The following is a 26,077-nucleotide window of genomic DNA, read 5'->3' as shown; positions in this document are numbered from 1 at the left end:
GGTACGCGACAGCCGGGAGAGGTGCAGATTGTCTCTTGCGAAGATCTTCGAGAAGATCGTTGGTACCGACACGGGCATCCGCCTGACCGCCTATGACGGCAGCGCGACGGGCCCGGAGGACGCGGACGTCTCGATCGAGGTGAAGACCCCCGCCGCGGTGGCCCATCTGGCGCAGGCGCCCGGAGAGCTCGGGCTGGCCCGGGCCTACATCTCGGGCCACATCGATGTCCACGGCGACATGTACACCCTGCTCGACCACATGTGGTCGCTCACGCTGAACGACCTGCCGCTGCGCGAGAAGATCGACGCGGTCCGGTCGCTCGGCATCAAGCCCCTGATGATGCGCGTCGACCTCCCCCCGCAGGAGATGCGCCGCAGCACGCTGGCGAAGCTGGGCAGCCGTCACGCCAAGGAGCGCGACGCCGAGGCGATCCAGCACCACTACGACGTCTCCAACCGGTTCTACGAGTGGGTGCTCGGCCCCTCGATGGCGTACACCTGCGCGGTCTTCCCCGAGCACGATTCCACGCTGGAGGAGGCGCAGTACACCAAGTTCGACCTGGTGGCCAAGAAGCTGGACCTCCGGCCGGGGATGCGGCTGCTCGACGTCGGCTGCGGCTGGGGCGGCATGGTCATGCACGCGGCCAGGGAGTACGGCGTGAAGGCCCTGGGCGTCACGCTCTCCCGGCAGCAGGCCGAGTGGGCGCAGAAGGCGATCGCCGAGGCCGGGCTGACCGACCTCGCCGAGGTCCGCCACATGGACTACCGCGACGTGACGGAGACCGGCTTCGACCGGGTCAGCTCGATCGGCCTCACCGAGCACATCGGCAAGGACAACCTGCCGGCCTACTTCTCCTTCCTGTACGGCAAGCTCAAGCCGGGCGGCCGGCTGCTCAACCACTGCATCACCCGCCCGACGGGGACCGAGAAGACGTTCAACAAGGGCGGCTTCATCAACCGTTACGTCTTCCCCGACGGGGAGCTGGAGTCGGTCGGCCACCTGATCCGCCAGATGGAGGACATCGGCTTCGAGATCCGCCACGAGGAGAACCTGCGCGAGCACTATGCCCTGACCCTGCGCGAGTGGTGCGCCAACCTCGACGCCCACTGGGACGAGGCGGTCGAGGAGGTCGGCCAGGGGACGGCCCGTGTCTGGCGGCTCTACATGGCCGGCTGCGTCGTCGGTTTCGAGCGCAACAAGGTGCAGCTCCACCAGGTGCTCGGGGTCAGGCTCGACGACCGGGGACGGTCGCAGGTCGCGCTGCGCCCGTCCCTCCACTGGCCGTAGCGGCCGCCAACGCCGAAGCAGCCGCAGAGGGCCCTTTCGGAGTCCCGGCGGCTGTGAAAGACCTACCGCAGCTCCCGCTTGAGGATCTTTCCGGTCGCGGTCATCGGCAGGGCGTCGCGGAACTCGACGATCCGCGGATATTTGTAGGCCGCCATGTTCTCCCGGCACCAGGCCACCAGCTCCTCCTCGGAGACGGTGGCCTCCGGGGTGCGGATGACGTACGCCTTGATCTCCTCGCCGTGGGAATCGTGGGGCACCCCGACGACCGCGGCGAGCGAGACGGCCGGGTGGGTCATCAGGACCTCCTCCAGCTCCCGGGGATAGACGTTGAAACCGCCGCGGATGATCATGTCCTTGGCCCGGTCGACGATGAAGTAGTAGCCGTCCTCGTCGCGGCGGGCGAGGTCGCCGGTGCGGAACCAGCCGTCCCGCATGACCTCGGCGGTCGCCTCGGGCCGGTTGTAGTAGCCCTTCATGATGTTGTGCCCGCGGATGGCGATCTCGCCGATGTCGTCGGTGGTGTTCCAGTCGGAGTCGATGAGGCGCATCTCCACGCCCCAGATCGGAGTGCCGATCGAGCCGGCCTTGGCGGGCCTGCCCGGCTGGTTGAACGAGGCCACCGGCGCGGTCTCCGAGAGACCGTAGCCCTCCAGGATGCCGACGCCGAACGTCGCGGAGAAGTCCTTGAGCACCTCGACCGGCAGCGCCGAGCCGCCGGAGACCGCGGTGGCCAGCGACGTCGGCACCTCGGCCTGCCCGGCGCGTACGGCGGTGAGCATGGCCCAGTACATGGTGGGCACGCCCGCGAACGACGTGACGTTCTCCCGATTCATGAGCTCGAGGGCCGCGACCGGCTCGAACCGCGGCATCAGGACGATGGTCGCGTGCCGCCGGAACCCGGTGTTCATGACCACGGTCTGGCCGAACGAGTGGAACAGCGGCAGCGTGGCGAGGTAGACGTTCTGTTCCTGCCGGGCGAACATCTCGTCGCTGATGATCGCGTTGAGCAGCATGTTCTGGTGGCTGAGCTCGGCGCCCTTGGGCTGCCCGGTGGTGCCGCTGGTGTAGAGGATCACCGCGGTGTCCTCGGCCGAGGTCGCCACGGTCTCGAAGGTCCCCGGCACTCCGTCGAGCGCCGCCCACAGGCTCTCGCCGTACGGAGACTCGGTCGCGAGCGGCGTCGCGGGCAGCACGAAGAAGTGCTCGGCGCCCGCGGCGCCCTCGAAGCCCTTCCGTCCGCGCTCGCCGAGCGGCAGCTCCGGCGTGCCCTCGAAGCAGAAGAACGCCTTCGCCTCGGAGTCGTCCAGGTGATAGGTGATCTCCCTGGCCTGAAGCAGCACGTTGAGCGGCACGACGACCGCCCCGGCCTTCAAGATGCCGAAGTAGACGAACGGGAAGTACGGCAGGTTGGGGCAGGCCAGCGCGACCTTGTCGCCCCGGCCGATCCCGCGCGAGACGAGCAGGTTCGCGACCTGGTTGGCCATGGAATCGACGAGGGAGTAGGGCAGACGCAGGTCTTCGTAGACGACGGCCGTATGGTCGGGGTGCTCCCTGGCGCTGTCCTCCAGCACGACGGACAGGTTCAGCATCTGCCCCTCCTCCGTTGTTCGGGGTGTGGTGACCCGTATTTCCGGTGACATGTGCCAAGGCACATACCTACCGGTAGGTATCACATTTTGTGATTCAGGTCACCTAACGATCTGGAGTAGGCGAAGCTCACGTGGCCGCGCGGACTCAGCGGGCCGGCGCGGCCGTACACGCGGGATCGCCGGGCGGTCCTTCCGGGACGTGACGTACGGCCGGACGGCCGCAGGAAGGCCCGCCTCGGCGGTCGCTCACTGCTGCTTGAGCGGGCGGATCGACCGGAAGACCGTGTTGACGTCGGGGAGCAGGTCGGCCTGGTCTCCGGGGACCGCCATGTAGACGACCGCGGGCAGGTCGCCACCGGTGTCCAGCGCCGCCACCACGATCGTCGTCTCGTCCACGCCCGAGGTGATCTTGTATGCGGACAGCAGACCGGTCTTGCCGTTGCGCGTCAGCTTCTGCTGTGCGATCTTGGTCGCCTTGTTGCCCTTGGGCAGCAGCGCCTGCCGCGCGTAGATGGCCACCGCGTTGACCACCGGGCCGAGCTTGTCCGGCGTCGTGTACTTCGCGGCCAGCGTCTGCGACAGCGGGCCCCACATGAGCTCGGCCTCCTGCGCCCCCTGGATGCCCTGGACGTGCTGCCTGCCGGCGAAGCCGTACTTCGTCTGCACGGTCTGGCCGTCCGGGTCGAGCTGCCACTTCCCGCCGAGCCTGGGCACCGTGATCCGGCCCGTCTGGTCGGCGATCGTGCCGTTGACGGGTGAGGCCGTTCCCTTGAACTTCGGCAGTGTGGGGTAGCGCGACTGCGGCTTGGCCACCACGGATTGGGACGGCTTGGCGGACGGCGTGACCGGGTCGGCGTCGGCCTCGCTGGACGAGCTGAGTGGACCGGCGACGAACGCCCACACCAGCACCCCGACCAGCGCGACGAGCACCGAGCCGCCCAGCGCGAACAGCCAGACCGGCCGGCCGCCCTCGTCGTCCTCGTACTCGTCGATGGCGTCGTAGTTCTCCCCGAAGACCGTGTTCCACAGCTCCTGCTGCCGGTGCGCCGGCGGTGTCTTCGGCCCGCTGATCTGCCCCGCCGTCACGAACGGCTTGTACGGATCATCCGGCGGTGGCGGGGGCGGTGGTGGCATCGGCGGTGCGGCCGCCGTCTGCGGATGGGCGGCGGAGGGGTGCGGACGGGGACGTGTGGCCTGGTGGTCGATGTGGGCCGTACGGTGGTCCGGGTCCGGGCCCCGTCCCGCACCGGCCTGGCCCGGGTCAGGCCCACGGTGGCTCTGGGCGCGCTGTTCTGTGCTGCCGTATCCCGTGCCGCCGAGTCCTGAGCCGCCGTATTCCCTGCCGCCGTGTCCCGGGCCGTCGTATCCTGAACCGCCGTGTCCTGAACCGCTGTGTTCCGGGCCGCCGTGCTCTGGAGCGTGGTGCGGCGAGGCCGCCATGAACGACCGGACCGTGGGCGTGAAGGGCGAGCCTCCGGACTCCGGCCGGGTGGGCGGGATCTCCGGCCAATCGGGTGCTCGCTGCGGCTCGCTGGGGTCCGGCGGCATGCTACCTCCCGCGATCATGCCCGGATTGGGGGTGCCTGGCATGGTCTCACGTGACGCGGGGGGTGTCGCAGGGAAACCGGGGAATGCCCCGCGAAACTGCTCGCCCGAGGGGTCGGTGGGCGGGTCCTGCATCGGCAGGCCCGACGGCGGGAAGGTGTCGGCCACAGCGAAGACAGTAAACTAACGGGACATAAGAGGTCACAACGGATCTGTCACCATCGGGTATCGTAGTTTGACTTGCGACGTCAGCCCGGGTTGGGCGTCGGCGATCCGGTTGCCGTCTGCGCTAACCTTTATTGGCGCTCCGCCACCCTGTTCGGGCCCGCGTTCCCGGCCGCCCATCTGATCCCGTGCGGAGCGGGGGACCCCGCGGAGCGGGGATTCTGATCATGTACCAGCCGCCGGGCGAGGAGTGGAAGTGGACGAACCGGTGTATGACCCCCAGGCACTGCAGGCCAAGTGGCTGCCGCGGTGGGAGGAGTTGGACACCTTCGCCGGCGTAGAGGACCCCGAGGACCCCAGGCCGCGCCGGTACATGCTCGACATGTTCCCCTACCCCTCCGGCGACCTCCACATGGGACACGGCGAGGTGTTCGCCATCGGCGACGTCCTGGCCCGCTACTGGTTCCAGAAGGGCTACAACGTCCTGCACCCGATCGGCTGGGACTCCTTCGGCCTGCCCGCGGAGAACGCCGCCATCCGGCGCAACCTCCACCCCGCCGAGTGGACGTACGCGAACATCGACACCCAGGCGAACTCGTTCAAGCGCTACGCGGTGTCCTTCGACTGGTCGCGCCGGCTGCACACCAGCGACCCCGAGTACTACCGCTGGAACCAGTGGCTGTTCATCCGCTTCTTCGAGCGTGGGCTGGCCTACCGCAAGGGCGGTCTGGTCAACTGGTGCCCGGTCGACCAGACCGTGCTGGCCAACGAGCAGGTCGTCGCCGGGCGCTGCGAGCGCTGCGACGCCGAGGTGGTCCGTCGCGAGCTGACCCAGTGGTACTTCAAGATCACTGACTACGCCGACCGGCTGGTCGACGACATGGCGCAGCTCGAGGGCGGCTGGCCCGAGCGCGTGCTGACCATGCAGCGCAACTGGATCGGCCGCTCCACCGGCGCCGACGTCGAGTTCCCGATCGAGGGTCGCGACGAACCGGTCACCGTCTACACCACCCGGCCCGACACGTTGTACGGCGCCACCTTCTTCGTGGTCGCCCCGGACGCCGCGCTGGCCGAAGAGATCGTCGCGCCGGAGCAGCGCGAGGCGCTGGCCGCCTACAGGGCGCAGGTCGCCAAGCTGTCGGACATCGAGCGGCTGTCCACGGAGAAGGAGAAGACCGGCGTCTTCCTGGGCACCTACGCGATCAACCCGGTCAACGGCGAGCGCATCCCGGTCTGGGCGGCCGACTACGTGCTGTCCGACTACGGCCACGGCGCGATCATGGCGGTGCCCGCGCACGACCAGCGCGACCTCGACTTCGCGCGGAAGTTCGGCCTGCCGGTCAGGGTCGTCGTGCACACCGGCCTGGCCGACCCGGGGGAGACCGGCGTCGCCACGCCCGGCGAGGGCACGCTGGTGAACTCCGGTCCGCTGGACGGCCTGGCCAAGGCCGACGCGATCAGGAAGATCATCGAGATCCTGGGCGAGCGGGGCACCGGCCGGGCCGCGGTCAACTTCCGGCTGCGCGACTGGCTGCTGTCGCGGCAGCGGTTCTGGGGCACCCCGATCCCGATCATCCACTGCCTCGACTGCGGCGAGGTCCCGGTCCCCGACGACCAGCTCCCCGTGACGCTGCCCGACATGCGCGGCGAGGCGCTGGCGCCCAAGGGGATCTCCCCGCTGGCGAGCGCCGAGGAGTGGGTCAACGTCGCCTGTCCCAAGTGCTCCGGCCCCGCCAAGCGGGACACCGACACGATGGACACCTTCGTCGACTCGTCGTGGTACTACCTGCGTTACTGCGACCCGGACTACACCGACGGCCCCTTCAACGTGGAGCGGGTACGCAAGTGGGGTCCGATCGACCAGTACGTCGGCGGCGTCGAGCACGCGGTGCTGCACCTGCTGTACTCGCGGTTCTTCATCAAGGTCCTCCACGACATGGGCATGGTCGACTTCACCGAGCCGTTCCTGCGTCTGCTCAACCAGGGCCAGGTGATCAACCAGGGCAAGGCGATGTCCAAGAATCTGGGCAACGGCGTCGACCTCGGCGAGCAGATCGACGCGTACGGCGTGGACGCGGTCAGGTTCACGATGCTGTTCGCCGGCCCGCCGGAGGACGACATCGACTGGGCCGACGTCTCCCCGGCCGCCTCGCAGAAGTTCCTGGCCCGCGCGCTGCGCGTGATGGTCGAGGCGGGCGCCGCTTCCGCCCCCGGAGCCGACTTCGCCACCGGCGACCTGGAGCTGCGCAAGGTCACCCACCGCACCATCGATGAGGTCACCCGGCTGCTCGATTCGTACCGCTACAACGTCGCGCTGGCCCGCATGATGGAGCTGACCACGGCGGCCCGCCGGGCGATCGACTCCGGCACGGGCGCCGCCGACCCGGCGGTACGCGAGGCCGCCGAGACCCTGGCCGTCATGCTGTCGCTGGTCGCGCCGTACACGGCCGAGGAGGGCTGGGAACGGCTCGGCCACACGCCTTCGGTGGCGAAGGCGGGCTGGCCGGTCGCCGACCCCGCGCTGCTGGTCCAGGAGTCGGTCACCTGCGTCGTCCAGGTGGCGGGGAAGGTGCGCGACCGGCTGGAGGTTTCACCGGACATCGCCGACGCCGAGTTGGAGTCACTCGCCCTCGCCTCCGAGAAGGTCCAGCCGTACCTCGACGGAGCGCCGCGCAAGGTGATCGTACGGGCGCCGAAGCTGGTCAACATCGTCCCGTGATCCGCTGGGCCGTGTGACCCGCTGAATCGCGTGGCCGCGCCGTACCCGGGAAGATCCGGTACGGCGCGGCCACGGACGTCACGGCAGCCGGAAAAGGGTGCTGCCGGACCCGCCCCCGCAGCGTAAGGTGCGCATGTGGGAAATGGTGCATATTTGAGATACCCCCATCTGAATGGTGACCTTCTCACCTTCGTGGCGGATGACGACGTCTGGCTGGCACCCGTGGCCGGCGGTAGGGCCTGGCGGTTCACGGCCGACCGGGTCGCGGTCTCTCACCCCCGGTTCTCTTCGGACGGCACGCGTATCGCGTGGACGAGCAGCCGCGAGGGCGAGCCCGAGGTGTTCGCCGCCGATCTGGAGGGCGCCGAGAGCGAGCGGCTCACGCACTGGGGCAACGCCATGACGGGCGTGCGCGGCTGGACCGAGGACGGGCACGTGCTGGCGGTCACCGCCGCAGGCCACGGCTCACCCTCCCAGCTGTGGGCCTACGCGGTTCCACTGGACGGCGGCCCGGCGACGGCTCTGCCGTACGGCAGGATCAGCGAGGCCGCGGTCGACGGCCCCAAGGTGGCGGCCGTCTCGGCGATGTGGCGCGAGCCGTCGCAGTGGAAGCGTTATCGCGGTGGCACCGCGGCCAAGATCTGGGTGGACGCCACCGGCGATGGCGAGTTCACCCGCCTGTTCGCCGACAACCCCGCGCAGCACTGGTCCGTCATGTGGGTGGGGGAGCGCCTGGCCTTCCTCGCCGACACCGACGGCGACGGCAACCTGTACTCCAGCCTGCCCGACGGCTCGGACCTGCGGCAGCACACCACGCACCGCGGCTTCTACGCGCGCCATGCCGCGACGGACGGCTCCCGCGTCGTCTACAGCCTCGGCGGCGATCTGTGGCTGCTGGAGAACCTGGAAGCCGAGCCGTACAAGCTGGACATCACACTGAGCGGGCCGCGCCCGGCCCGGGCCAAGCGCCCGGCGCCCAGCAAGGTCGGCTGCTTCACGCCGGACCGCACCGGGCGGGCCAGCGTGGTCGAGATCCGCGGCACCGCCCACTGGCTGCCCCACCGGGACGGCCCCGCGGGCATGCTGCGCGCCGAGCCCGGAGTCCGGGTACGGCTGCCGCAGCCGCTCGACGACGCAGGCCGGGCCGTCTGGGTGTCGGACGCATCCGGCGAGGACGCGTTGGAGATCGGCACGCCCGGCGGTGAGATCCGCACGCTGGCCGCAGGCCGGCTCGGGCGGGTGCTCGATCTGGCCGCCGCGCCGGACGGCAAGCACGCCGCGGTCGCCACTCACGACGGGCGGCTCCTGGTGGTCGACCTCGACTTCGGGAACGTCCGCGAGCTGGACCGCACGACCCACGGCAACGTGCAGCATCCGACGTTCTCGCCGGACTCGGCCTGGCTCGCGTGGGCGCACGCCTACCAGGCCTGGCGCAACCACCTCAAGCTGGCCCGTGTGGACGGCAGCACCGCGATCGAGGTGACCTCCCCGCGTTTCAACGACTACAGTCCGTCCTTCACCAAGGATGGCAAGTATCTGGCCTTCCTGTCGGACCGGACGTTCGACCCGGTCTACGACGCCCACGTCTTCGACCTGTCCTTCCCCGGCAGCTGCCGGCCGTACCTGGTGCCGCTCAAGGCCACCACGCCCTCGCCGTTCGAACCCGCACTCGCGGGTCGTGGCTTCAACCGGGAGGACGACGCCGCTTCGGATGCCGGGAACACCGCCAAGAACGCCGCCGAGAAGGACGGAAAGCCGGACCCGCCGCCTGTGACCGAGGTGGATGCCGACGGGCTGACGGCGCGCATCGTGCCCGTGCCGGTACCCGCCGGCACCTACTCCAACCTGCGTGCCGCCAGGGACGGCTTGCTGTGGCTGCGCCACCCGCTCAACGGGCAGCTCGGTGACGGCACCGAGCCAGGCGCACCGGTCCTGGAACGCTACGACCTGGTCAAGCGCAAGGTCAGCGAACTGGACGGGGAGATACGGGCCTTCGAGGTCAGCGGCGACGGCACGCGCCTGGTGGCGACCGGAGGGAACGGCCTGCGAACCCGTGCCACCGGAGAGGACGACGAGGTCGTCACCATCGACCTGGACCGGGTGGCCGTGACCATCGATCCCGTCGCGGAGTGGCGGCAGGCCTACGACGAGGCCGGGCGGCTCATGCGCGACCACTTCTGGCGTGCGGACATGAACGGTGTCGACTGGCCGGACACGCTCGCCCGGTACGCCCCGATCGTGGAACGGATCGGCGCCTACTCCGAGCTGATCGACCTGCTCTGGGAGGTCCAGGGAGAGCTGGGCACCTCTCACGCGTACGCGCGGCCCATCGGCGCCGCCTGCGACTCCAAACGTCTCCAGGGCCTGCTCGGCGCCGACCTCGCCCGGGACGAGAACGGCGTGTGGCGGATCAGCCGCATCCTGCCCGGGGAGTCCTCCGACCACGAGGCCCGCTCGCCGCTGCTCGCGCCCGGCGTCGCGGTCGGGGCGGGCGACGCGATCGTCGCGGTGGGCGGGCGTCCGGTCGATCCGATCCGCGGGCCGCTGGCACTGCTGTCCGGTACGGCGGGGCTGCCCGTGGAGCTGACCGTCCAGCCCGGCTCCGGCGGCGAGACCCGTCGGGTCGTCGTCACGCCCATCGCCGACGAGACGCGCCTGCGGTACCACGACTGGGTGGCCGGACGACGGGCGTTCACACGTGAGGCGTCGGGCGGGCGGCTCGGCTACCTGCACGTGCCGGACATGACGTCCACCGGGTGGGCGCAGTTCCACCGGGACCTGCGTGCCGAGATGGGCTTCGACGGGCTCATCGTGGACATCCGCGACAACGGCGGCGGCCACGTATCCGAGCTCGTGCTCGAGAAGCTGCAGCGGCGGGTGACCGGGTGGGTGCTGGCCCGGGGATACGAACCGAGACGGTACCCGGACGATTCGCCTCGCGGGCCCATCGTGGCCGTCACCGACGAGTTCGCCGGATCGGACGGGGACATCGTCAGCTCCGGGATCAAGAGCCGCGGCATCGGACCGCTCGTCGGCACGCGGACCTGGGGCGGTGTGATCGGCATCGACCTGCGGTACTCGCTCGTGGACGGGACCGTCGTCACCCAGCCGCGGTACTCGTTCTGGCTGGAGGGCGAGGGGTGGGGCGTGGAGAACCACGGCGTCGAACCGGACGTCGAGGTCATCGTGACGCCGCAGGACTTGGTCGCCGGGCGGGATCCGCAGCTGGCGCGGGCGGTGGAGCTGGCCTTGGCTGCGCTGGAGGAGAGACCACCGGCGACCCCGCCGCAGATGCCGCCGCTGTCGTGACGAGTGGTGGCTGGAAGTTTCACCGTCTGGCCAGGCGTCGTCCCTCTGATCAGTGCGTGATCAGCACTGATCAGATTCAGGTCGGTTGACGCTGCCGAGCCGTACGGACAAAATGGCCTGCGAGCCATAAGCGTTCATATTGTTCAGGCGTGCGGTCAGGGCATGCCGCGACCATCCACCGCACAAGCGGTGGTCCTGGGGCGTGCGCCTGACCGGTCGGCTCACGTCGGCGTGCCCCCGGGCGGGAGGCACGTCTTGTCTCGACGGATTCTCGGCGGGCTGGCCTCGGTGGCGGTGACGGCGGCCACCGTGCTCGTCGTCACCGGAGTCACCGGGTCGCCGGCCTACGCGGCCGGCACCGGCACCGGGTACCTGCACACCAATGGCAACAAGATCGTTGACAGCACGGGCGCGACCGTACGGTTGACCGGCATCAACTGGTTCGGCATGGAGACCGACAACAAGACCTTCCACGGGCTGTGGTCCGGCAATCCGTGGAAGGGCCAGATCGACCTGATGGCGAGCCTGGGCTACAACACCCTCCGGGTGCCGTTCTCCGACGACGCGCTGAAGCCCGGCGCCACCGCGACCAGCGTCAACACCTACACCAACCCCGACCTGGTCGGCCTGTCTCCGCTGGAGATCCTCGACAAGGTGGTGGACTACGCGGGCCAGAAGGGGATGCGCATCATCCTCGACCGGCACCGGCCGACCAGCGCCGGGCAGACCGCGCTGTGGTACACCTCCGGAGTCCCCGAGAGCACCTGGATCGACAACTGGAAGTCGCTCGCCAGGCGGTACGCGGGCAACTCGACGGTCATCGGCGCCGACCTGCACAACGAGCCGCACGCCGAGGGCACCAACCCGAACGCGAAGGGCTCCTGCTGGGGCTGCGGCGACGAGTCGCGTGACTGGCGGCTGGCGGCCGAGCGAGCGGGCAACGCGATCCTGTCGGTGCAGCCCAACTGGCTGATCTTCGTCGAGGGCGTGAGCTGCCCCAGCGGCGGAGAGTCCAACATCTGGGACAACGACCCCAGCAACGACGAGGACTGCGGCTGGTGGGGCGGCAACCTGACCAAGGCCAAGGACTTCCCGGTGCGGCTCAACGTGGCCAACCGGCTGGTCTACTCGCCGCACGAATACGCCACCTCGGTCTATCACCAGAAGTGGTTCGACGACCCGGCCTACCCGGCCAACATGCCGGCGATCTGGGACAAGTACTGGGGTTACCTGTACAAGCAGAACATCGCGCCGATCATGGTGGGCGAGTTCGGCACGACGCTGGCCAACAACATCGACAAGATCTGGCTGCAGGAGCTCATGAAGTACCTGGGCACCGGCGTCAACGGGATGTCGTTCACCTACTGGTCGTGGAACCCCAACTCGGGTGACACGGGCGGCATCGTGAAGGACGACTGGACGACGGTCGACCAGGCCAAGCAGAGCATCCTCCAGCCGTACCTGATCCCGCCGGTGGGCGACGGCTCGACTCCGTCCCCGACGCCGACGCCGACCCCGTCGCCCTCCCCGACCCCGTCGCCGTCGCCGACCCCGACCCCGTCGCCGTCGCCGACCCCGTCTCCGACCCCGTCTCCGTCGCCGAGCCCGTCGCCCAGCCCCTCGCCGAGCGGATCGGACAAGGCCTGTACGGCCACGTACAAGGTGGTCAACGAATATCCCGGTGGTTTCCAGGGTGAGGTGACGGTGAAGAACAGCGGGACGGCCGCCATCAGCGGCTGGACCGTGCGCTGGAACTTCCCGAACGGCCAGACCATCGGCCAGCTCTGGAACGGCACCGTCTCCAACAGCGGCGCCGGAGTCACCGTGACGAACCTCGGCTACAACGGCGCGCTCGCGCCGAACGCCTCGACCGCGTTCGGCTTCAACGGCACCTGGAGCGGCACGAACGGCGTGCCGTCCCCGGTGAGCTGCACCGCGTCCTGAGTCCGGAGAAGGTCGCAGAGCCGCGTGTCGGCTCTGCGACCTCGACTCTGTGACCTCGACTCTGCGGCCCGGCCCTGTCACCCCGACCCTGTGACCCCGGCCCGGGCGCTCGGCTCAGCGCTGTGCGCCGAGCGCGGAGGAGATCCTGGCCAGGATCTCCTCCAGGATCTCCTCCGACGTCGCGAAGTTGAGACGGACGAAGGCGCCGCCGCCGCCGTAGAGGGGGCCCGGGCCGAGCTTGACCCGGGCCTCCCGCTCAAGGAAACCGGCGGTGTCCGCCGCCACCGGCGGCCCGTAAGCGGACAGGTCCAGCCACGCGAGGTAGGTCCCCTCCGGCATCCGGTAGCCGACCTCGGCGGGAAGCCGTTTTGCGATCAACCGGCGATTGCGGTCGAGGATCAGCAGGATCTCCTCCAGCCAGGGGTCGCCGTGCCGCCAGGCGGCGACCGACGCCTCGACGTCCAGCACGCCCGGCGCGCCGTAGATGTGCGGAGGCTGGCCGTCCAGGGCCGCCCGTACGGCTCGCGCCCCGATATGCGCGACCGCGCAGCGTATCCCCCCCATGTTGAAGGCCTTCGACGCCGACGCGAGCGTGACCGTGCGATCGGGCAGGATCGTGGCGAAGGGGATGTGGCGCCCGGGGGAGTAGACGAGATCGGCGTGGATCTCGTCCGAGATCACGAGTGCGTCGTGGCGCTCCGCGTACTCGGCCAGCGCGTCCAGTTCCGAGCGGGTGAAGACGCGCCCCGCGGGATTCTGCGGATTGATCAGGAGCAGTACGGGCGCGGGCTCGGCCGGCACCTCGAACCGCCCGTCCGGCCCGATCGGGATCGGCAGCATCCGCCTGTCCATGTCCCGGAGCGTGTCGAGGAACGAGTTGTAGGCCGGCGTGTGCAGCGCGATCGGGTCGCCGGGCCGGGTCGTCAACTGCAGCAGCACCTGCAGTGCCTGATTGAGGTCCGTGTACGTCCGCACCTGACCGGGATCGGGGTGCCAGTCGTACCGGTTCGCCATGCGTTCGGCGAACGCCTCCGCCAGCGGACCGCAGCCGGGCTGCTCCAGCCAGGTGGGGTAGCCGAGGTCGGCGGCGGCGCGGCGCGCGATGGTCTCCCTGATCACGGGGGCGATCGGAAAGTCCATGTCGGCGACCCAGGAGGGGATCACATCCGGGGGGACGGCCGCCCACTTGATCCCGTCACGGGCTCGGCAGGCGGTCAACGTGAGCGAATTCAGTTCATTCCGAACATCACTCTCATAAGTCACCGAACCACCTTAATCTGTGGCTCCGCGGTACAGCCGACCGCGGAGCCGCCAGACTTGAATGTGCGTGTCAGAGCTTGCGCAGGACCGCGGTGACCTTGCCGAGGACGGTCGCCTCGTCGCCGGGGATCGGCTCGTAGTTGGGGTTGTGCGGCATCAGCCACACATGCCCGTCCTTGCGCTTGAACGTCTTGACCGTGGCCTCACCGTCGATCATCGCGGCCACGATGTCGCCGTTGTCCGCGACCGGCTGCTGCCGTACGACGACCCAGTCGCCGTCGGCGATCGCCGCCTCGATCATCGAGTCACCCGAGACCTGGAGCAGGAACAGCGTGCCCTCGCCGACGAGCTGCTTGGGCAGCGCGAACACGTCTTCGATGCTCTGTTCGGCCAGGATCGGTCCACCCGCGGCGATCCGGCCGACGAGCGGCACGAAGGCGGCGGTGGGACGGCTGTAGCCGCCCTCCTCCTGCTGAGCGTCCGGGTCGACCCACAGGACCGGCTCGCCGGGCAGCCGGACCTCCAGGGCCCTGGGGCGGTGCGGGTCACGGCGCAGGTACCCCTTACGCTGAAGCGCCGTGAGCTGGTGTGACACGCTGGAGGTGCTGGTGAGGTGGACCGCTTCTCCGATCTCCCGCATCGACGGCGGATAGCCGCGCTGTTGGACCGAATCCCGGATCACCTCAAGGATCTTGCGCTGCCTCGGGGTGAGGCCAAGCGCGTCACGCCTGCGAACCGCGAGGTCGCCGGCGTCATCCGCCTTGGCGCTTCGGTCACTCACGATGCCACCTCTCAATCCCTGTTTCCTGTATCACTTGTCTTGGACGCCAGGCCACCGGCGCCGCGTCGCTTCGTGTCGTTACGTGTCGCTCCGTGTTCCCCGCGTCGCGCAGGGTTTCCGCACTCCTCAGGGTGACCGTACCGCGATTCAAGATCATCTTCAAACAATTGTTCGATTTTCCGTTAAATCGCAGATCCTGGCGTTCCATCACATCGTACGGGAGTTCGATCGACATCGTGTTCGACTTTCCAGATTTTTCTCCTTATGGGGATTCGGTGGAGTGTGCACGTGATGTCGCCGATCGAGAAAAGGGCGCCGTGATTTCCGGCATGAACCCAGAGCCTTCACGCTCTGGAACACCGGACCGTACATATCGCCGGCCGCATCCTGGTCCGTGCTCCCGCCTGTGCCTCCGTCCGTGCCCCCGCCCGGGTCCCCGTTCAGGCCGCCGCCTGTGTCGCTGCCTGTGTCGCGGCTCGTGTCGCGGCTCGTGTCGTGGTTCGTGTCGCGCGGACCGCGGCATCTGTCGGGGTTCGGTGGTGAGGTCCGATGAGGGTCCCGTCGAGCGCCCTGCCGGGAGGCCGGTCGCGACACGCCGGGTGAACAGGGAACTTCTCTCCCGCTGCGGCTCCCAACTTGCGTTCAAGGTCGGGCGCTCCTACGGTTGGACCACAACATCTAGTAGTCACATCGGTGTAAGTTCCCTAGACCTTGTGGTCAAACCCATGGTTTCAGACCTGTGGTTTTCGTGCTTCGCCGTGTCAAGAGACGCGTTGAGGGAGGCGATGGCGTGTACTGCCCGTTCTGTCGTCATCCGGACACGCGGGTCATCGACAGCCGGTCGACCGAGGACGGAGCGGCCATCCGACGGAGGCGCTCCTGCCCCCAATGCGGGCGCAGGTTCACCACTCAGGAGACCGTGCTGTTGATGGTGAGCAAGCGTAGCGGGGTCACCGAACCGTTCTCACGCGACAAGGTGATCGCGGGGGTACGGCGGGCCTGCCAGGGGCGGCCGGTCGGCGAGGATTCCCTCGCCAAGCTCGGGCAGCGGGTGGAGGAGACGATCCGGGCCACGGGAGCGGCCGAGATCCCCTCGCACGAGGTGGGACTGGCCATCCTGGGCCCGCTGCGGGACCTCGACGAGGTCGCCTACCTGCGCTTCGCCTCCGTCTATCGGGGATTCGAGACGCTCGCCGACTTCGAGACGGAGATCGAGCAGCTCAGGGCGGCGCGAACCGGCGCCGAAGGGTGACGGGGGCCGAACCGGTCCCCGCTCTGCGGCGCGACGATGTGGTTATGCAGCGTGGTCGAGTAGTCCGAACAGGTCAGGCACGTGGTTCGGCACATGGTCCGACACCTGGTCCGACACGAAGGGGCTTCACGGTCCCTAGAAGGGGGAAGTCATGACGGAGATCGCGAACGGCACCGCGACAGGCGCGGGGGATCGCGGAAGCAGACGTTCGCGGAAGGGTCTGAAGGTCAAGCGCGTCTTCACGACTCCCGGAGTGCATCCGTACGACCAGGTCCGCTGGGAGCGCCGTGACGTCGTGATGACGAACTGGCGCGACGGCTCGGTCAACTTCGAGCAGCGCGGCGTGGAGTTCCCCGACTACTGGTCGGTCAACGCGGCCAACATCGTGACCACCAAGTACTTCCGCGGCGCGGTCGGCACCCCCCAGCGCGAGTGGAGCCTGAAGCAGCTCGTCGACCGAGTGGTGGGGGTCTACACCAGGACCGGCGTCGAGCACGGCTACTTCGCGACCGACGAGGACGCGGAGATCTTCGATCACGAGCTCAAACACGCCCTGATCCATCAGATCTTCAGCTTCAACTCCCCGGTGTGGTTCAACGTCGGCACCGCCTCCCCTCAGCAGGTCAGCGCGTGCTTCATCCTCGCCGTCGACGACACGATGGAGTCGATCCTCGACTGGTACAAGGAAGAAGGAGTGATCTTCAAGGGCGGCTCGGGCTCGGGGGTCAACCTCTCCCGGATCCGGTCGTCCAAGGAGCTGCTGTCCAGCGGTGGCACGGCCAGCGGCCCGGTCTCCTTCATGCGCGGCGCCGACGCCTCGGCCGGCACCATCAAGTCGGGCGGCGCGACCCGCAGGGCCGCCAAGATGGTCGTCCTCGACGTCGACCACCCGGACATCGAGGAGTTCATCGAGACCAAGGCGCGGGAGGAGGACAAGATCCGCGCCCTGCGCGACGCCGGTTTCGACATGGACCTCGGCGGCAAGGACATCGTGTCCGTGCAGTACCAGAACGCCAACAACTCGGTACGCGTCTCGGACGAGTTCATGCGGGCGGTCGAGTCCGGTGACAAGTTCGGCCTGCGGGCCCGCCTGACCGGCGAGGTCATCGAGCAGGTCGACGCGAAGGACCTCTTCCGCAAGATGGCCCAGGCCGCGTGGGAGTGCGCCGACCCGGGCCTGCAGTACGACGACACGATCAACGACTGGCACACCTGCCCGGAGACCGGGCGCATCACGGCCAGCAACCCCTGCTCGGAGTACGTCCACCTGGACAACTCCTCGTGCAACCTCGCCTCGATCAACCTGCTGAAGTTCCTGCGCGACGACGACACCTTCGACATCGCCACGTTCGTGAAGGTCACCGAGCTGATCATCACGGCCATGGACATCTCGATCACCTTCGCCGACTTCCCGACCGAGAAGATCACCGAGACGACCCGGGCGTACCGGCAGCTCGGCATCGGCTACGCCAACCTCGGCGCGCTGCTCATGGCGACCGGCCACGCCTACGATTCCGACGGCGGCCGGGCCATCGCCGGGGCGATCACCTCGCTGATGACGGCCGTCTCCTACCGCCGCTCGGCCGAGATCGCCGGGATCGTGGGACCGTACGACGGCTACCGGCGCAACGCCGAGGCGCACAAGCGCGTCATGCGCAAGCACGCGGCGGCCAACGACGACCTGCGCACGATCGAGGACATGGACGAGGCCATTCACGCCGAGGCCACCCGTCAGTGGCAGGACTGCCTCCGCACCGGGGAGAAGAACGGATACAGGAACGCGCAGGCCTCATTGTTGGCGCCCACCGGAACCATCGGGCTGATGATGGATTGCGACACCACGGGCATCGAGCCCGATCTGGCGCTGGTCAAGTTCAAGAAGCTCGTCGGTGGCGGGTCCATGCAGATCGTCAACCAGACGATCCCGCGGGCGCTGCGGAAGCTGGGTTACCAGAAGGAGCAGATCGAGGCGATCGTCGAGTACATCGCCGAGCACGGCCACGTCGTCGAGGCCCCCGGCCTGAAGCGGGAGCACTACCAGGTGTTCGACTGCGCGATGGGCGAGCGGGCCATCGCCCCGATGGGTCACGTCCGGATGATGGCGGCCACCCAGCCGTTCCTGTCCGGCGCGATCTCCAAGACGGTCAACCTTCCCGAATCGGCCACCGTGGACGACATCGAGCAGGTCTACCTGGAGGGCTGGAAGCTCGGGCTGAAGGCGCTGGCCGTCTACCGGGACAACTGCAAGGTCGGACAGCCGCTGTCGGTCGCCAAGAAGACCGCTGAGGAAGTGGACGAGAAGGACGAGAAGCAGGTCGTCCAGGTCGTCGAGGTGCCGCGTCCGCGCCGCCGTCGGCTGCCGAACCAGCGGCCGAGCATCACCACGCGCTTCACGGTGGGTGGCGCCAAGGGGTACATGACCGCCTCCTCCTACCCCGACGACGGCCTCGGCGAGGTCTTCCTCAAGATGTCCAAGCAGGGCTCCACCCTGGCGGGCGTCATGGACGCGTTCTCCGTGGCCATCTCGATCGGCCTGCAGTACGGCGTGCCGTTGGAGAGCTACGTCCAGAAGTTCGTCAACATGCGGTTCGAGCCGGCCGGCATGACCGACGACCCGGACATCCGCATGGCGCAGTCGGTCATGGACTACATCTTCCGCAGGCTGGCCCTCGACTACCTGTCGTACGAGGACCGCGCAGCGCTCGGCGTCCTGTCGGCGGCCGAGCGTACGGCACAGCAGCGCGGGGAGGACCCGGCCGCACTCCACGAGGTCGTGGACACCGCGGCGCTCGCGCAGTCGGCCCCGATCGAGGAGAAGAAGCCGACGCAGGAGGTGGCGGCTGACGAGACGTCCCGGTCCGCCGAGATGTCCCTGACGCCTCTGGAGAGCCATCAGGGTCGTACGGCCGACGCCCCGCTGTGCATGACCTGTGGGACGAAGATGCGTCCGGCCGGAAGCTGCTACGTCTGCGAAGGCTGCGGCAGCACCAGCGGCTGCAGCTGAGCGAGATGACGGCGGGGGAGTCGGCGATGGCCGGTTCCCCCGCCCTTCCGCGGGGTCAGCGCGGCTGGCAGCCGGGACACCAGAAAAGGTTGCGCGACTCCAGGTCGGCGGTGTGGATCTCGCCTCCGCAGACATGGCACGGCCGCCCGGCCCGGCGATAGACGTAGACTTCGCCACCATGGTCGTCGACCCTGGGCGGCCGGCCCATGGCCTCGGGCATGTGCTCGGGCCGTACCGTGTCGATCCTGCCGAGCCGTACGCCCTCGCGCATCAACACGACCAGGTCCGCCCAGATCGCGTCCCATTCGGCGCGGCCCAGGTCGCGTCCGGGGCGATAGGGGTCGATACCGTGCCGGAAGAGCACCTCGGCCCGGTATACGTTGCCCACTCCCGCGATCACCTTCTGGTCCATGAGCAACGCCGCGATCGGGCCCCTGGACCGGGAGATCCGTACCCACGCCCGTTCCGGGTCGTCGTGTCCGCGTAGCGGGTCAGGGCCGAGCCGGTCGTGCACCGCCTGCTTCTCCTCGTTGGTGATCAGCTCGCAGGCGGTGGGGCCGCGCAGGTCGGCATAGCTCGTGTCGTTCGTCAGGCGGAGCCGTACGGCACCGACGGGCGCCGGAGCGGGAGCGGGGCCGAAGGCGACCCTCCCGTACAGGCCGAGGTGGATCCTTACCCAGCCCAACGGGCCGAAACCGAGGAAGAGATGCTTGCCATGGGCGTCCGTGTCGTCCATGTGCTGTCCGTCGAGTAGCGCGGCGCCATCCGAGAACTTGCCCTGGGGACTGCTCGCGCCGACAGGTGTTCCGGCTCCCGAGAAATGGCTGCCGTATTCGGCGGCGAGCCGGTGAATGATGTGTCCTTCAGGCAACCGTGTCGCTCCGGGCGGGTCGTGTGGGGGATCACGTGGAGCACCACACTATCGATGCGGTGGGTCGGTCGGGATTTCGGGCGCTGAGGGGGACCCGGTGATGCGGGACGGTGATGCGGGGATGGCGACGGGACGGTGATGCGGAAGAGCGCTATCGGAGGGGCGATATAGGAAGCTGAGTCCGCGCGGGGCCTCAGTCGAGCTGGTACGCGAGGCGATCGGTCAGCCAGCGATGGAACTTGATCGCGAACCTCACCCAATGTGTGATCACCGTGGTCAGGTGCTCCCTGGTCACCCCGGCCCCGATGTAAAGGTCGCAGTCGCCGACGACCCGGGTAATGCCGTTGTCGCGGGTGAACGTGTAGACCTTCGGCCACATGTTGTCCGCGTTCCACTCGTTCAGGGCGGCGAGCAGGATCCGCTTGTCGTCCACCGAGTAACGCCGGGTGTAGAACGTGCGGACCGTGAACATGTCACCCGCGGATCCGAAGAGGAAGTAGATCGTAAGCGGGGGAGTGGTTATCGCAAGATCACCCTCGGAGTCGAAGGCGGGATCGAGTTCCAGCTCATCGAGGATCTCCTTGACGAGATGCTGATCCGGCTGCAGGACCGAGGTGAAAGGCGCCACGTGTACATCCTGCACCATCACACCGGGTATGGGGTGGCAGACGCCGAAGAGGAAGCCCCGAACCCATCGTTTCCGGCCGTCCACCCCAACACGCCCTTACCTCTCCTCATCCCTCCCCCTCCAGCCCGTGATCTTGCAGTTTCTCGCCCGCTTCTCTCGTGAGCTGGGCGAACACATCCCGTGGTCTTGCGGTTTCTCGCATCGATTGCCGTTCGCCTCGACGGATGGGATTCTCGATCTTGCATGACTGCTCATTGCAATCTTTCATTCCATTTCCGGCATCACGGGCATTAGGGGTGAGCGTCATTTAATTCTCATATTTACTTTGGAATTCTTTCGAGAGGGTGTTGTCATTTCCGGAGGTCACGTGAGAGAATTCAGACAGACTTTCGAAATGAAGGGCGCGGGAAGGGGGACGTGTGGAGTCGGCAGAGTTGACCCAGCCGCTCGGATTGTTCGATCCGGGTCCTGCGCGTTCCCGGGAGCGGTCGTTGCTGGGTCCTGAGTGGTGGGCTGCGGTGCGGGCCGAGGCGTCGGCGCGTGCTGCTGCTCGTTCCTCCGCTGGTCGGGAAGGTGCCGCGTCGTGGTCCGGCTGGCCTGACTGGCTTGCCGCCGCTCCCGCCGTTCCCGCCGTTTCCCTCGACCGCGCGCTCCTGGATGGTGTGTCTCTGGGCCGAGTGGTGGATGGTGGCTCCGGTGATGCCGGCTCTGTCGATGCCGCCTTTGCCGGTACGGCTCCTACGGCGGATGCTCCTCCAGCGCGCATCGACGACCGCGACGATGACGCCTGTCTGCGGCGTATCCCGGAGACTGCGGATGTCTCTTCCGGTGGCTCCTCAGATGGTGTCGCGGGTGATGCTCCGGATGTTTCCGAGGGCGGCGCCTCGGGTGTCCCTGCAGAGGGGTCCCCGGGTGGTTTTCCGGGTGGTTCTTCGGGTGGTCTGAGCGGTGCGTGCGCGGCGGATTCCGCAGACGCGGACGGGGTGTTGTCGTGGCCGTTGGTGAGCCAGGTGCGGGAGGCCGCGCTGGCGTTGGCGGTGACGGCGCTCCCAGGCTCGCCGGAGGTGTGTCTGGCGCAGGTGGAGGAGTTGGCGTTCGCGCGGGATCGGCTGGAGGCGGCGATCGCCCTACGGGCCGCGCGGGTGCACGCGGCCGGAGCGGCCCGCCAGACCGGGCACGCCTCGACGCGGACGTGGTTGCGGTCGGTGTGCGGGATGAGCCGCCGGACGGCCTACCGCACCGTCGCCCTGGGCATCGAACTGGCACGCCTGCCCGACGTACAAGCACGGTACGCCGCCGGGAACCTGACCGAGGCGATGGTGGCGGCGATCTGCGCGGCCACCACCGGACTCAGCGATGAGGACGCGGCCAAGGCCGAGACGATCCTTGTGGAACTGGCCGATTCCGCCGGGCCGCAGGAGATCACCAAAGCGGGACGGTATCTGCGGGCGGTCCTGAACCCCGATGGGGAGGTCAAGGACGCCGCCGCCGACTACGACGCCCGCTTCCTGCTGTTGCGGGAGACCGAAAGCGGTGGGGTGGAGGGGGAGTTCCGTCTGCCGCGGGAGGCCGCCGCCCGGCTACGGGCCCTTTTGGACGCCTACGCCAAACCCAGGGCCCAGGGAGATGACCGGCCGCTTCGAGTCCGTAACGCCGACACGCTGATCGCACTTTTGGAGCAGCAGATCACCACCGAACTCCTGGTGTTGATCAACGCCGAATCCCTCCCCGACGACCCCACCCCCCACGATTCCGAACACGGCACCGCCCCCGGGCAATCCACCCACCACAGCACCACTCCCCGCGACGCCACTCCCGGCGATATCGCGCCCGAAGACAGCGCATCCGAAGACAGCGCATCCGAGGGCACCACGTCCAGTGACACCGAGCCTGAGGACGCCACGCCCGGCAGCACCGCATCTGACGACGTCACTCCCGGCAAGACCGCGCCCGACGACACCGCGCCTGAGGACACCATGCCCGGCGACGCAGTACCAGGTGACATCGCGCCCAGCGGCACCATGCCTGATGACACCATGCTCGACAGCACTGTGCCCGGTGACATCACGCCCGGTGATGCCACGCCCGACGGCACCATGGCTGGTGACACCGTGCCCGACAGCACCGTGCCTGATGTCACCATGCCCGAGGGCACCATTCCCGACGGCACCGTGCCCGAGGGCACCGCGCCTGGTGACGCCGGCCGGAGCGACGGCCCGGCGCGTGCGACCGGCAAAGGAACCGGCCCAGCAACCCGCGATGACGCCGGTGACGACCTCGATCCTGATCACACTCCCGGCGCCGCTTCTGCGCCCGCGCCCGCCCCCGAATCCACTCCCGTTCCCGACGCCGCTTCCGATCCTGTTCCCGGGTTCCTTCCCGGAGCTTTTCCGGGGGCCGGCCGCAGAGACGACCGAGGGGACGACCGGGGGGACGCGGCGCCAGGCGGTGATCCCAGCGGCGGCCGGGGTCCTGAGTGGCCCACCGAGAACTCACGCGAAGACCGCACCCCCATCCGCCCGGCCACCACCGGTGACGACGAGCCCAGCCCCGCGGCCGAGGCCAGCCCAGCGATCGAGCTCAACGCTGCGGCCGGGACCGGAGGCACTGACGAGCCCGGAAGCGCTGAGGAGCCGGAGACCGAGAGCGGCTCGGGGACCCGCACCGGCATCCACAACCGGGCCGGTGAAGACGACCACACCGCGGACACCACTCCCACCGGTGCCGACCTCGGCACGCACCGATCCATCCCCGCCGGTGCCGACCTCGGCACGCACCCAGCAGCCCCCTCCACCGGCGACCCCAGCAGGGACGACCCCGGCAGGAGCGACCCCGGCGACCCCAGCGGAGGCGATCCCGGCAGGAGCGATCCCCGTGGGGGCGTGGACCCCGGGGGTGCGACTTCCAGGAGCACGAGCTTCTGGAGCGTCGACGGTGGGTTCGGGGACAGCGGCCTCGGGGCCGGGGACTGGCGGTGGCAGTCGGTGCTGCGCACCCTGCCCGGGCTGCTGCTGTCCACCGGACACCTGCTGCCCATCACCGACATCCACCGCCTGGCCCGCACCTCCACCCTCGTCCGCCTGGTGATGAACACCGAGGGGCAGGTCCTGGACATGGGCCGCAAGACCCGCCTGGCCACCCCCGCCCAACGCCGCGCCGTCGCCGCCCGCTACGACACCTGCTGGGTGAAAGGCTGCCCCCTCCCGGCGAGCATGTGCCAGATCGACCACCTCGACAACTGGAGCGAAGGCGGCCGCACCGACCTGGCCAGACTCGGCCCCGCCTGCCAATTCCACAACCGCGACCGCTACCTGCACCCCGACCGCTACCAACGCCGTAAGACCGGCCCCGACCGCTGGGAGTTCATCTACATCGGCCCCTCACCCACCAGAAAACACCGACGTGACATGCCGACAGCCGGTGGGTCTCGAGACGAAACCGAGCAGGAGCCCGTAGTGGAGCGTGCGGAACGAACCAGCCGGGCACCCGGGAAGGTTCCGCGCCCGTGAGGAGCTACGGCAGGCCGAACGCTTCGCGGGTGGGCCGACAAGACAGACGGCAGGCCGGCCTACGCCGAGGCCGGCCTGCCGAGATAGATCAGACCAAAAGATGGAAGAGTTCAGGCGGTCGAGGCGGGACCGGAGGGCCGGGGGAACCGGATCACATTGGCACCCCGGTAGGCCCGCAAATCGACGACCTTCTTGTCGCGGATCCGGTCGGGCCTGCGGCGGAGCGCGGACCTGATGTCCCTGACCTGGCCAGTCGGCGGTACCTTGAGCATTCTCATCCCCCGAGCGTGATGGTTTCGTTATCTAGGTGAAGATAACTATCGAGGTTCGGGTAAAACCAGCGTAAAAAAGCGATCAGTAGGGGAGAGGGCGGCCAGAAGGGGAGCGTAGATCGAGGTCGCCGGGCAGTGTCGGACTGTCTGCCTCGTGGGGACCGGAGGCCTTCTTCCGATGGGGGAAGGGGCCGACGGGGTCTGTGGTGTCCTTGGTGCGGCGCGTGCTGCGGGTCCTGGTGATCCTTATGTGTCTCATGTTGCTCCTCCTTTCCGTGACGTCAGCAGATTATGCGCCGCACCGCCTGCTGTCTCCTGGTTTTCCCTTTACAACTGCTTGACTTCCTCGCTTCCGCCCCCGGTTCTGCCGGTCGGGTCGAGATCAGCGGAGGGAGCCGGGGACCACCCGGGTGGTCACGGCGATCCTGTTCCAGGCGTTGATCGTCGCGATGGCCACCACGAGTGCGGCGAGTGTTTCGTCGTCGTAGTGTTTGGCGGCCTCCGCCCACACATCGTCGGGCACCGCGTCCGGACGGTCGCTCAGCCGGGTCGCCTCCTCGGCGAGCGCCAGCGCGGCCCGCTCCGCCTCCGTGTAGAAGGGCGCCTCGCGCCACGTGGCCACGGACCACAGGCGCTCGTCGGTCTCCCCGGCCTTCTTGGCGTCATGGTTGTGCATGTCCACACAGAACGCGCAACCGTTGATCTGGCTGACCCGGATCTTGATGAGTTCGAGGGTGGGGTGCGGAACCCCGCTCTCACGCTGGAATCTCTCCAGCGCGTGCATCGCGCGGTACGCCTCGGGGGCGAGTCGGCTGACGTCGATTCTCTGCATGTTCGATCTCCTTTTCAGATGGTTCGTTCCGTGAGGCTCACACGTGCGAGCTTGTCCGGGTTCAAGACCATGTCGATGGTGGTGATCCGGCCGTCGACCGATTCGAGCCCCAGGACGGCGTTGAGCCGCCCATCGCGGAAGCGCAGCAGGCCGGGCCGTCCGTTGACCGGAGCGGGGGTCATGGTGAACTCCCCGAAGCGGCGTACCCCGAAGAGCAGCCTGGCGACCTTAATGGCACCGAGGACCGGACGCCTGGCCGCGGTCACCACGCCGCCGCCGTCACTGCGGAAGACGACGTCCGGGTCGAGCAGCGTGAGCAGCGCCTGGATGTCGTCGCCCACGCATGCCCGGGCGAACGCGTTCACCACGCGTCGATGCTCGGACGGATCGACGTCGAAACGGGGAGCCCTGGCCGCGAGGTGCGCCCGCGCCCGGGCGGCCAGTTGCCGACAGGCGGCCGGACTGCGCCCGACGACCTCTCCCACCTCGGTGAACGGCAGGCCGAACACGTCGTGGAGGACGAAGGCCGTACGTTCTGCCGGGCTGAGCGATTCCAGCACGACCAGCATGGCCATGCTCATCGACTCGTCGAGTGTCACCCGCTCCAGGGGATCTCCAGACCAGAACGACCCGGACCAAAGCGATCCGGACCCGAGTGACCCTGACCGCGATGATCCGGAAGGAACAGACCCGAACCGCACCGATTCGGACACAACTGGCTCGGGTAGCCACGGTCCGACGTACTCCTCCCGCCGGTGACGGGCGGATCGGAGTACGTCGAGCGCGAGCCGGGAGACGGTGACGACGAGCCAGCCGGTCACGTCGAGGATCTCGCCTCCGCCCGGAGCCGCCACGGCCGTGCGCAGCCGAAGCCAGGCGTCTTGGACGACGTCCTCCGCCTCGTCGAGCGTGCCGAGCAGGCCGTAGGCCACGCCGAGCAGTCGCGGACGCAGCAGGTGGAACTCCGCCGCGATCGCGTCTTCGGTCCCGGTGCCGCCCGTTCCGGCCCTGTCCGTCCCGGCGTTGCCCGTCCCGGCCTCGGTCAGTACGACGTCGTCCGGTACGGATTCGTCCAGCATGGCGTCGTCAACGTCATGGTCGTTCACATC

Annotated in this window: 16 protein-coding genes; 7 read left to right on the top strand and 9 right to left on the bottom strand. The window is 68.6% G+C overall.

Annotated features, from left to right (window positions below):
* The first annotated feature begins 28 nt into the window (after window positions 1-28).
* Window positions 29-1,288, top strand: coding sequence for a class I SAM-dependent methyltransferase (locus AP234_RS21260; protein WP_055481433.1), 1,260 nt, complete (start codon window positions 29-31; stop codon window positions 1,286-1,288).
* Between the two features lie 62 nt (window positions 1,289-1,350).
* Here AP234_RS21260 and AP234_RS21255 read toward each other — a convergent pair whose 3' ends face one another.
* Together AP234_RS21255 and AP234_RS35190 are read right to left on the bottom strand one after the other, a co-directional pair.
* On the bottom strand, window positions 1,351-2,877 hold the full coding sequence (locus tag AP234_RS21255; RefSeq protein ID WP_055481432.1) for a long-chain-fatty-acid--CoA ligase: 1,527 nt from the start codon (window positions 2,875-2,877) through the stop codon (window positions 1,351-1,353).
* Between the two features lie 246 nt (window positions 2,878-3,123).
* Window positions 3,124-4,425 carry a hypothetical protein gene (locus AP234_RS35190; protein ID WP_083502296.1) on the bottom strand — a complete coding sequence of 434 codons (1,302 nt, stop codon included), beginning with the start codon at window positions 4,423-4,425 and terminating at the stop codon, window positions 3,124-3,126.
* A gap of 418 nt (window positions 4,426-4,843) precedes the next feature.
* On the opposite strand from AP234_RS35190, the gene leuS reads away from it, so the two are divergent.
* The 3 genes from leuS to AP234_RS38790 all read left to right on the top strand — a co-directional run bounded on the left by leuS (window position 4,844) and on the right by AP234_RS38790 (window position 12,559).
* Entirely contained in the window at window positions 4,844-7,306 is a 2,463-nt protein-coding gene (leuS, locus tag AP234_RS21245) for a leucine--tRNA ligase (RefSeq protein WP_055481430.1), read from the top strand.
* Between the two features lie 192 nt (window positions 7,307-7,498).
* Window positions 7,499-10,615 carry a S41 family peptidase gene (locus AP234_RS21240; RefSeq protein WP_235558293.1) on the top strand — a complete coding sequence of 1,039 codons (3,117 nt, stop codon included), beginning with the start codon at window positions 7,499-7,501 and terminating at the stop codon, window positions 10,613-10,615.
* 255 nt (window positions 10,616-10,870) lie between these two features.
* Entirely contained in the window at window positions 10,871-12,559 is a 1,689-nt protein-coding gene (locus AP234_RS38790) for a cellulase family glycosylhydrolase (RefSeq protein ID WP_055481428.1), read from the top strand.
* Between the two features lie 114 nt (window positions 12,560-12,673).
* On the opposite strand, the gene AP234_RS21230 is transcribed toward AP234_RS38790, so the two are convergent.
* A complete protein-coding gene (locus AP234_RS21230; protein ID WP_235558292.1) occupies window positions 12,674-13,777 on the bottom strand; it encodes an aminotransferase class I/II-fold pyridoxal phosphate-dependent enzyme in 1,104 nt (367 codons plus the stop codon).
* Window positions 13,778-13,889: 112 nt separating this feature from the next.
* Window positions 13,890-14,603: a transcriptional repressor LexA gene (gene lexA, locus AP234_RS21225; protein ID WP_055481510.1), complete on the bottom strand. Its 714-nt coding sequence runs from the start codon at window positions 14,601-14,603 to the stop codon at window positions 13,890-13,892.
* A 787-nt stretch (window positions 14,604-15,390) separates the two neighbouring features.
* Here lexA and nrdR point away from each other — a divergent pair.
* On the top strand, window positions 15,391-15,852 hold the full coding sequence (gene nrdR, locus AP234_RS21220) for a transcriptional regulator NrdR (RefSeq protein WP_055481427.1): 462 nt from the start codon (window positions 15,391-15,393) through the stop codon (window positions 15,850-15,852).
* 151 nt (window positions 15,853-16,003) lie between these two features.
* Window positions 16,004-18,856, top strand: coding sequence for a vitamin B12-dependent ribonucleotide reductase (locus AP234_RS21215; RefSeq protein ID WP_055481426.1), 2,853 nt, complete (start codon window positions 16,004-16,006; stop codon window positions 18,854-18,856).
* 55 nt (window positions 18,857-18,911) lie between these two features.
* Here the strand turns inward: AP234_RS21215 and AP234_RS21210 are convergent, their stop codons facing one another.
* Together AP234_RS21210 and AP234_RS21205 are read right to left on the bottom strand one after the other, a co-directional pair.
* Window positions 18,912-19,727 (bottom strand): Fpg/Nei family DNA glycosylase, encoded by an 816-nt coding sequence (locus AP234_RS21210; RefSeq protein WP_055481425.1) that lies wholly within the window; start codon window positions 19,725-19,727, stop codon window positions 18,912-18,914.
* Window positions 19,728-19,920: 193 nt separating this feature from the next.
* Window positions 19,921-20,355 carry a YbjN domain-containing protein gene (locus AP234_RS21205; protein WP_160330479.1) on the bottom strand — a complete coding sequence of 145 codons (435 nt, stop codon included), beginning with the start codon at window positions 20,353-20,355 and terminating at the stop codon, window positions 19,921-19,923.
* A 1,001-nt stretch (window positions 20,356-21,356) separates the two neighbouring features.
* On the opposite strand from AP234_RS21205, the gene AP234_RS21195 reads away from it, so the two are divergent.
* Window positions 21,357-23,864: a DUF222 domain-containing protein gene (locus AP234_RS21195; RefSeq protein WP_160330478.1), complete on the top strand. Its 2,508-nt coding sequence runs from the start codon at window positions 21,357-21,359 to the stop codon at window positions 23,862-23,864.
* 110 nt (window positions 23,865-23,974) lie between these two features.
* Here AP234_RS21195 and AP234_RS37690 read toward each other — a convergent pair whose 3' ends face one another.
* The 3 genes from AP234_RS37690 to sigJ all read right to left on the bottom strand — a co-directional run bounded on the left by AP234_RS37690 (window position 23,975) and on the right by sigJ (window position 26,074).
* The gene (locus tag AP234_RS37690; protein WP_162842212.1) at window positions 23,975-24,142 is read right to left on the bottom strand and encodes a hypothetical protein; all 168 of its coding nucleotides are present in this window, start codon (window positions 24,140-24,142) and stop codon (window positions 23,975-23,977) included.
* Window positions 24,143-24,518: 376 nt separating this feature from the next.
* Window positions 24,519-24,968 (bottom strand): carboxymuconolactone decarboxylase family protein, encoded by a 450-nt coding sequence (locus AP234_RS21190; protein WP_055481421.1) that lies wholly within the window; start codon window positions 24,966-24,968, stop codon window positions 24,519-24,521.
* Between the two features lie 14 nt (window positions 24,969-24,982).
* Window positions 24,983-26,074, bottom strand: coding sequence for an RNA polymerase sigma factor SigJ (gene sigJ / locus AP234_RS21185; RefSeq protein WP_235558291.1), 1,092 nt, complete (start codon window positions 26,072-26,074; stop codon window positions 24,983-24,985).
* Between the last annotated feature and the right edge of the window lie 3 nt (window positions 26,075-26,077).

Origin of the sequence: Sphaerimonospora mesophila (genome assembly GCF_001417795.1) — a bacterium.
Taxonomy (GTDB): domain Bacteria; phylum Actinomycetota; class Actinomycetes; order Streptosporangiales; family Streptosporangiaceae; genus Sphaerimonospora; species Sphaerimonospora mesophila.
The sequence above is the reverse complement of the archived record's forward strand: the minus strand, read 5'-3'. Positions and strand labels throughout refer to the sequence as shown.

What these genes read in the sequence shown, in the direction of transcription:
- AP234_RS21215 (WP_055481426.1), top strand. Translation starts at nt 16,004, where the DNA reads ATGACGGAGATCGCGAACGGCACCGCGACAGGCGCGGGGGATCGCGGA.
- AP234_RS21190 (WP_055481421.1), bottom strand. Translation starts at nt 24,968, where the DNA reads ATGCAGAGAATCGACGTCAGCCGACTCGCCCCCGAGGCGTACCGCGCG.
- AP234_RS21255 (WP_055481432.1), bottom strand. Translation starts at nt 2,877, where the DNA reads ATGCTGAACCTGTCCGTCGTGCTGGAGGACAGCGCCAGGGAGCACCCC.
- AP234_RS35190 (WP_083502296.1), bottom strand. Translation starts at nt 4,425, where the DNA reads ATGCCGCCGGACCCCAGCGAGCCGCAGCGAGCACCCGATTGGCCGGAG.
- AP234_RS37690 (WP_162842212.1), bottom strand. Translation starts at nt 24,142, where the DNA reads ATGAGAATGCTCAAGGTACCGCCGACTGGCCAGGTCAGGGACATCAGG.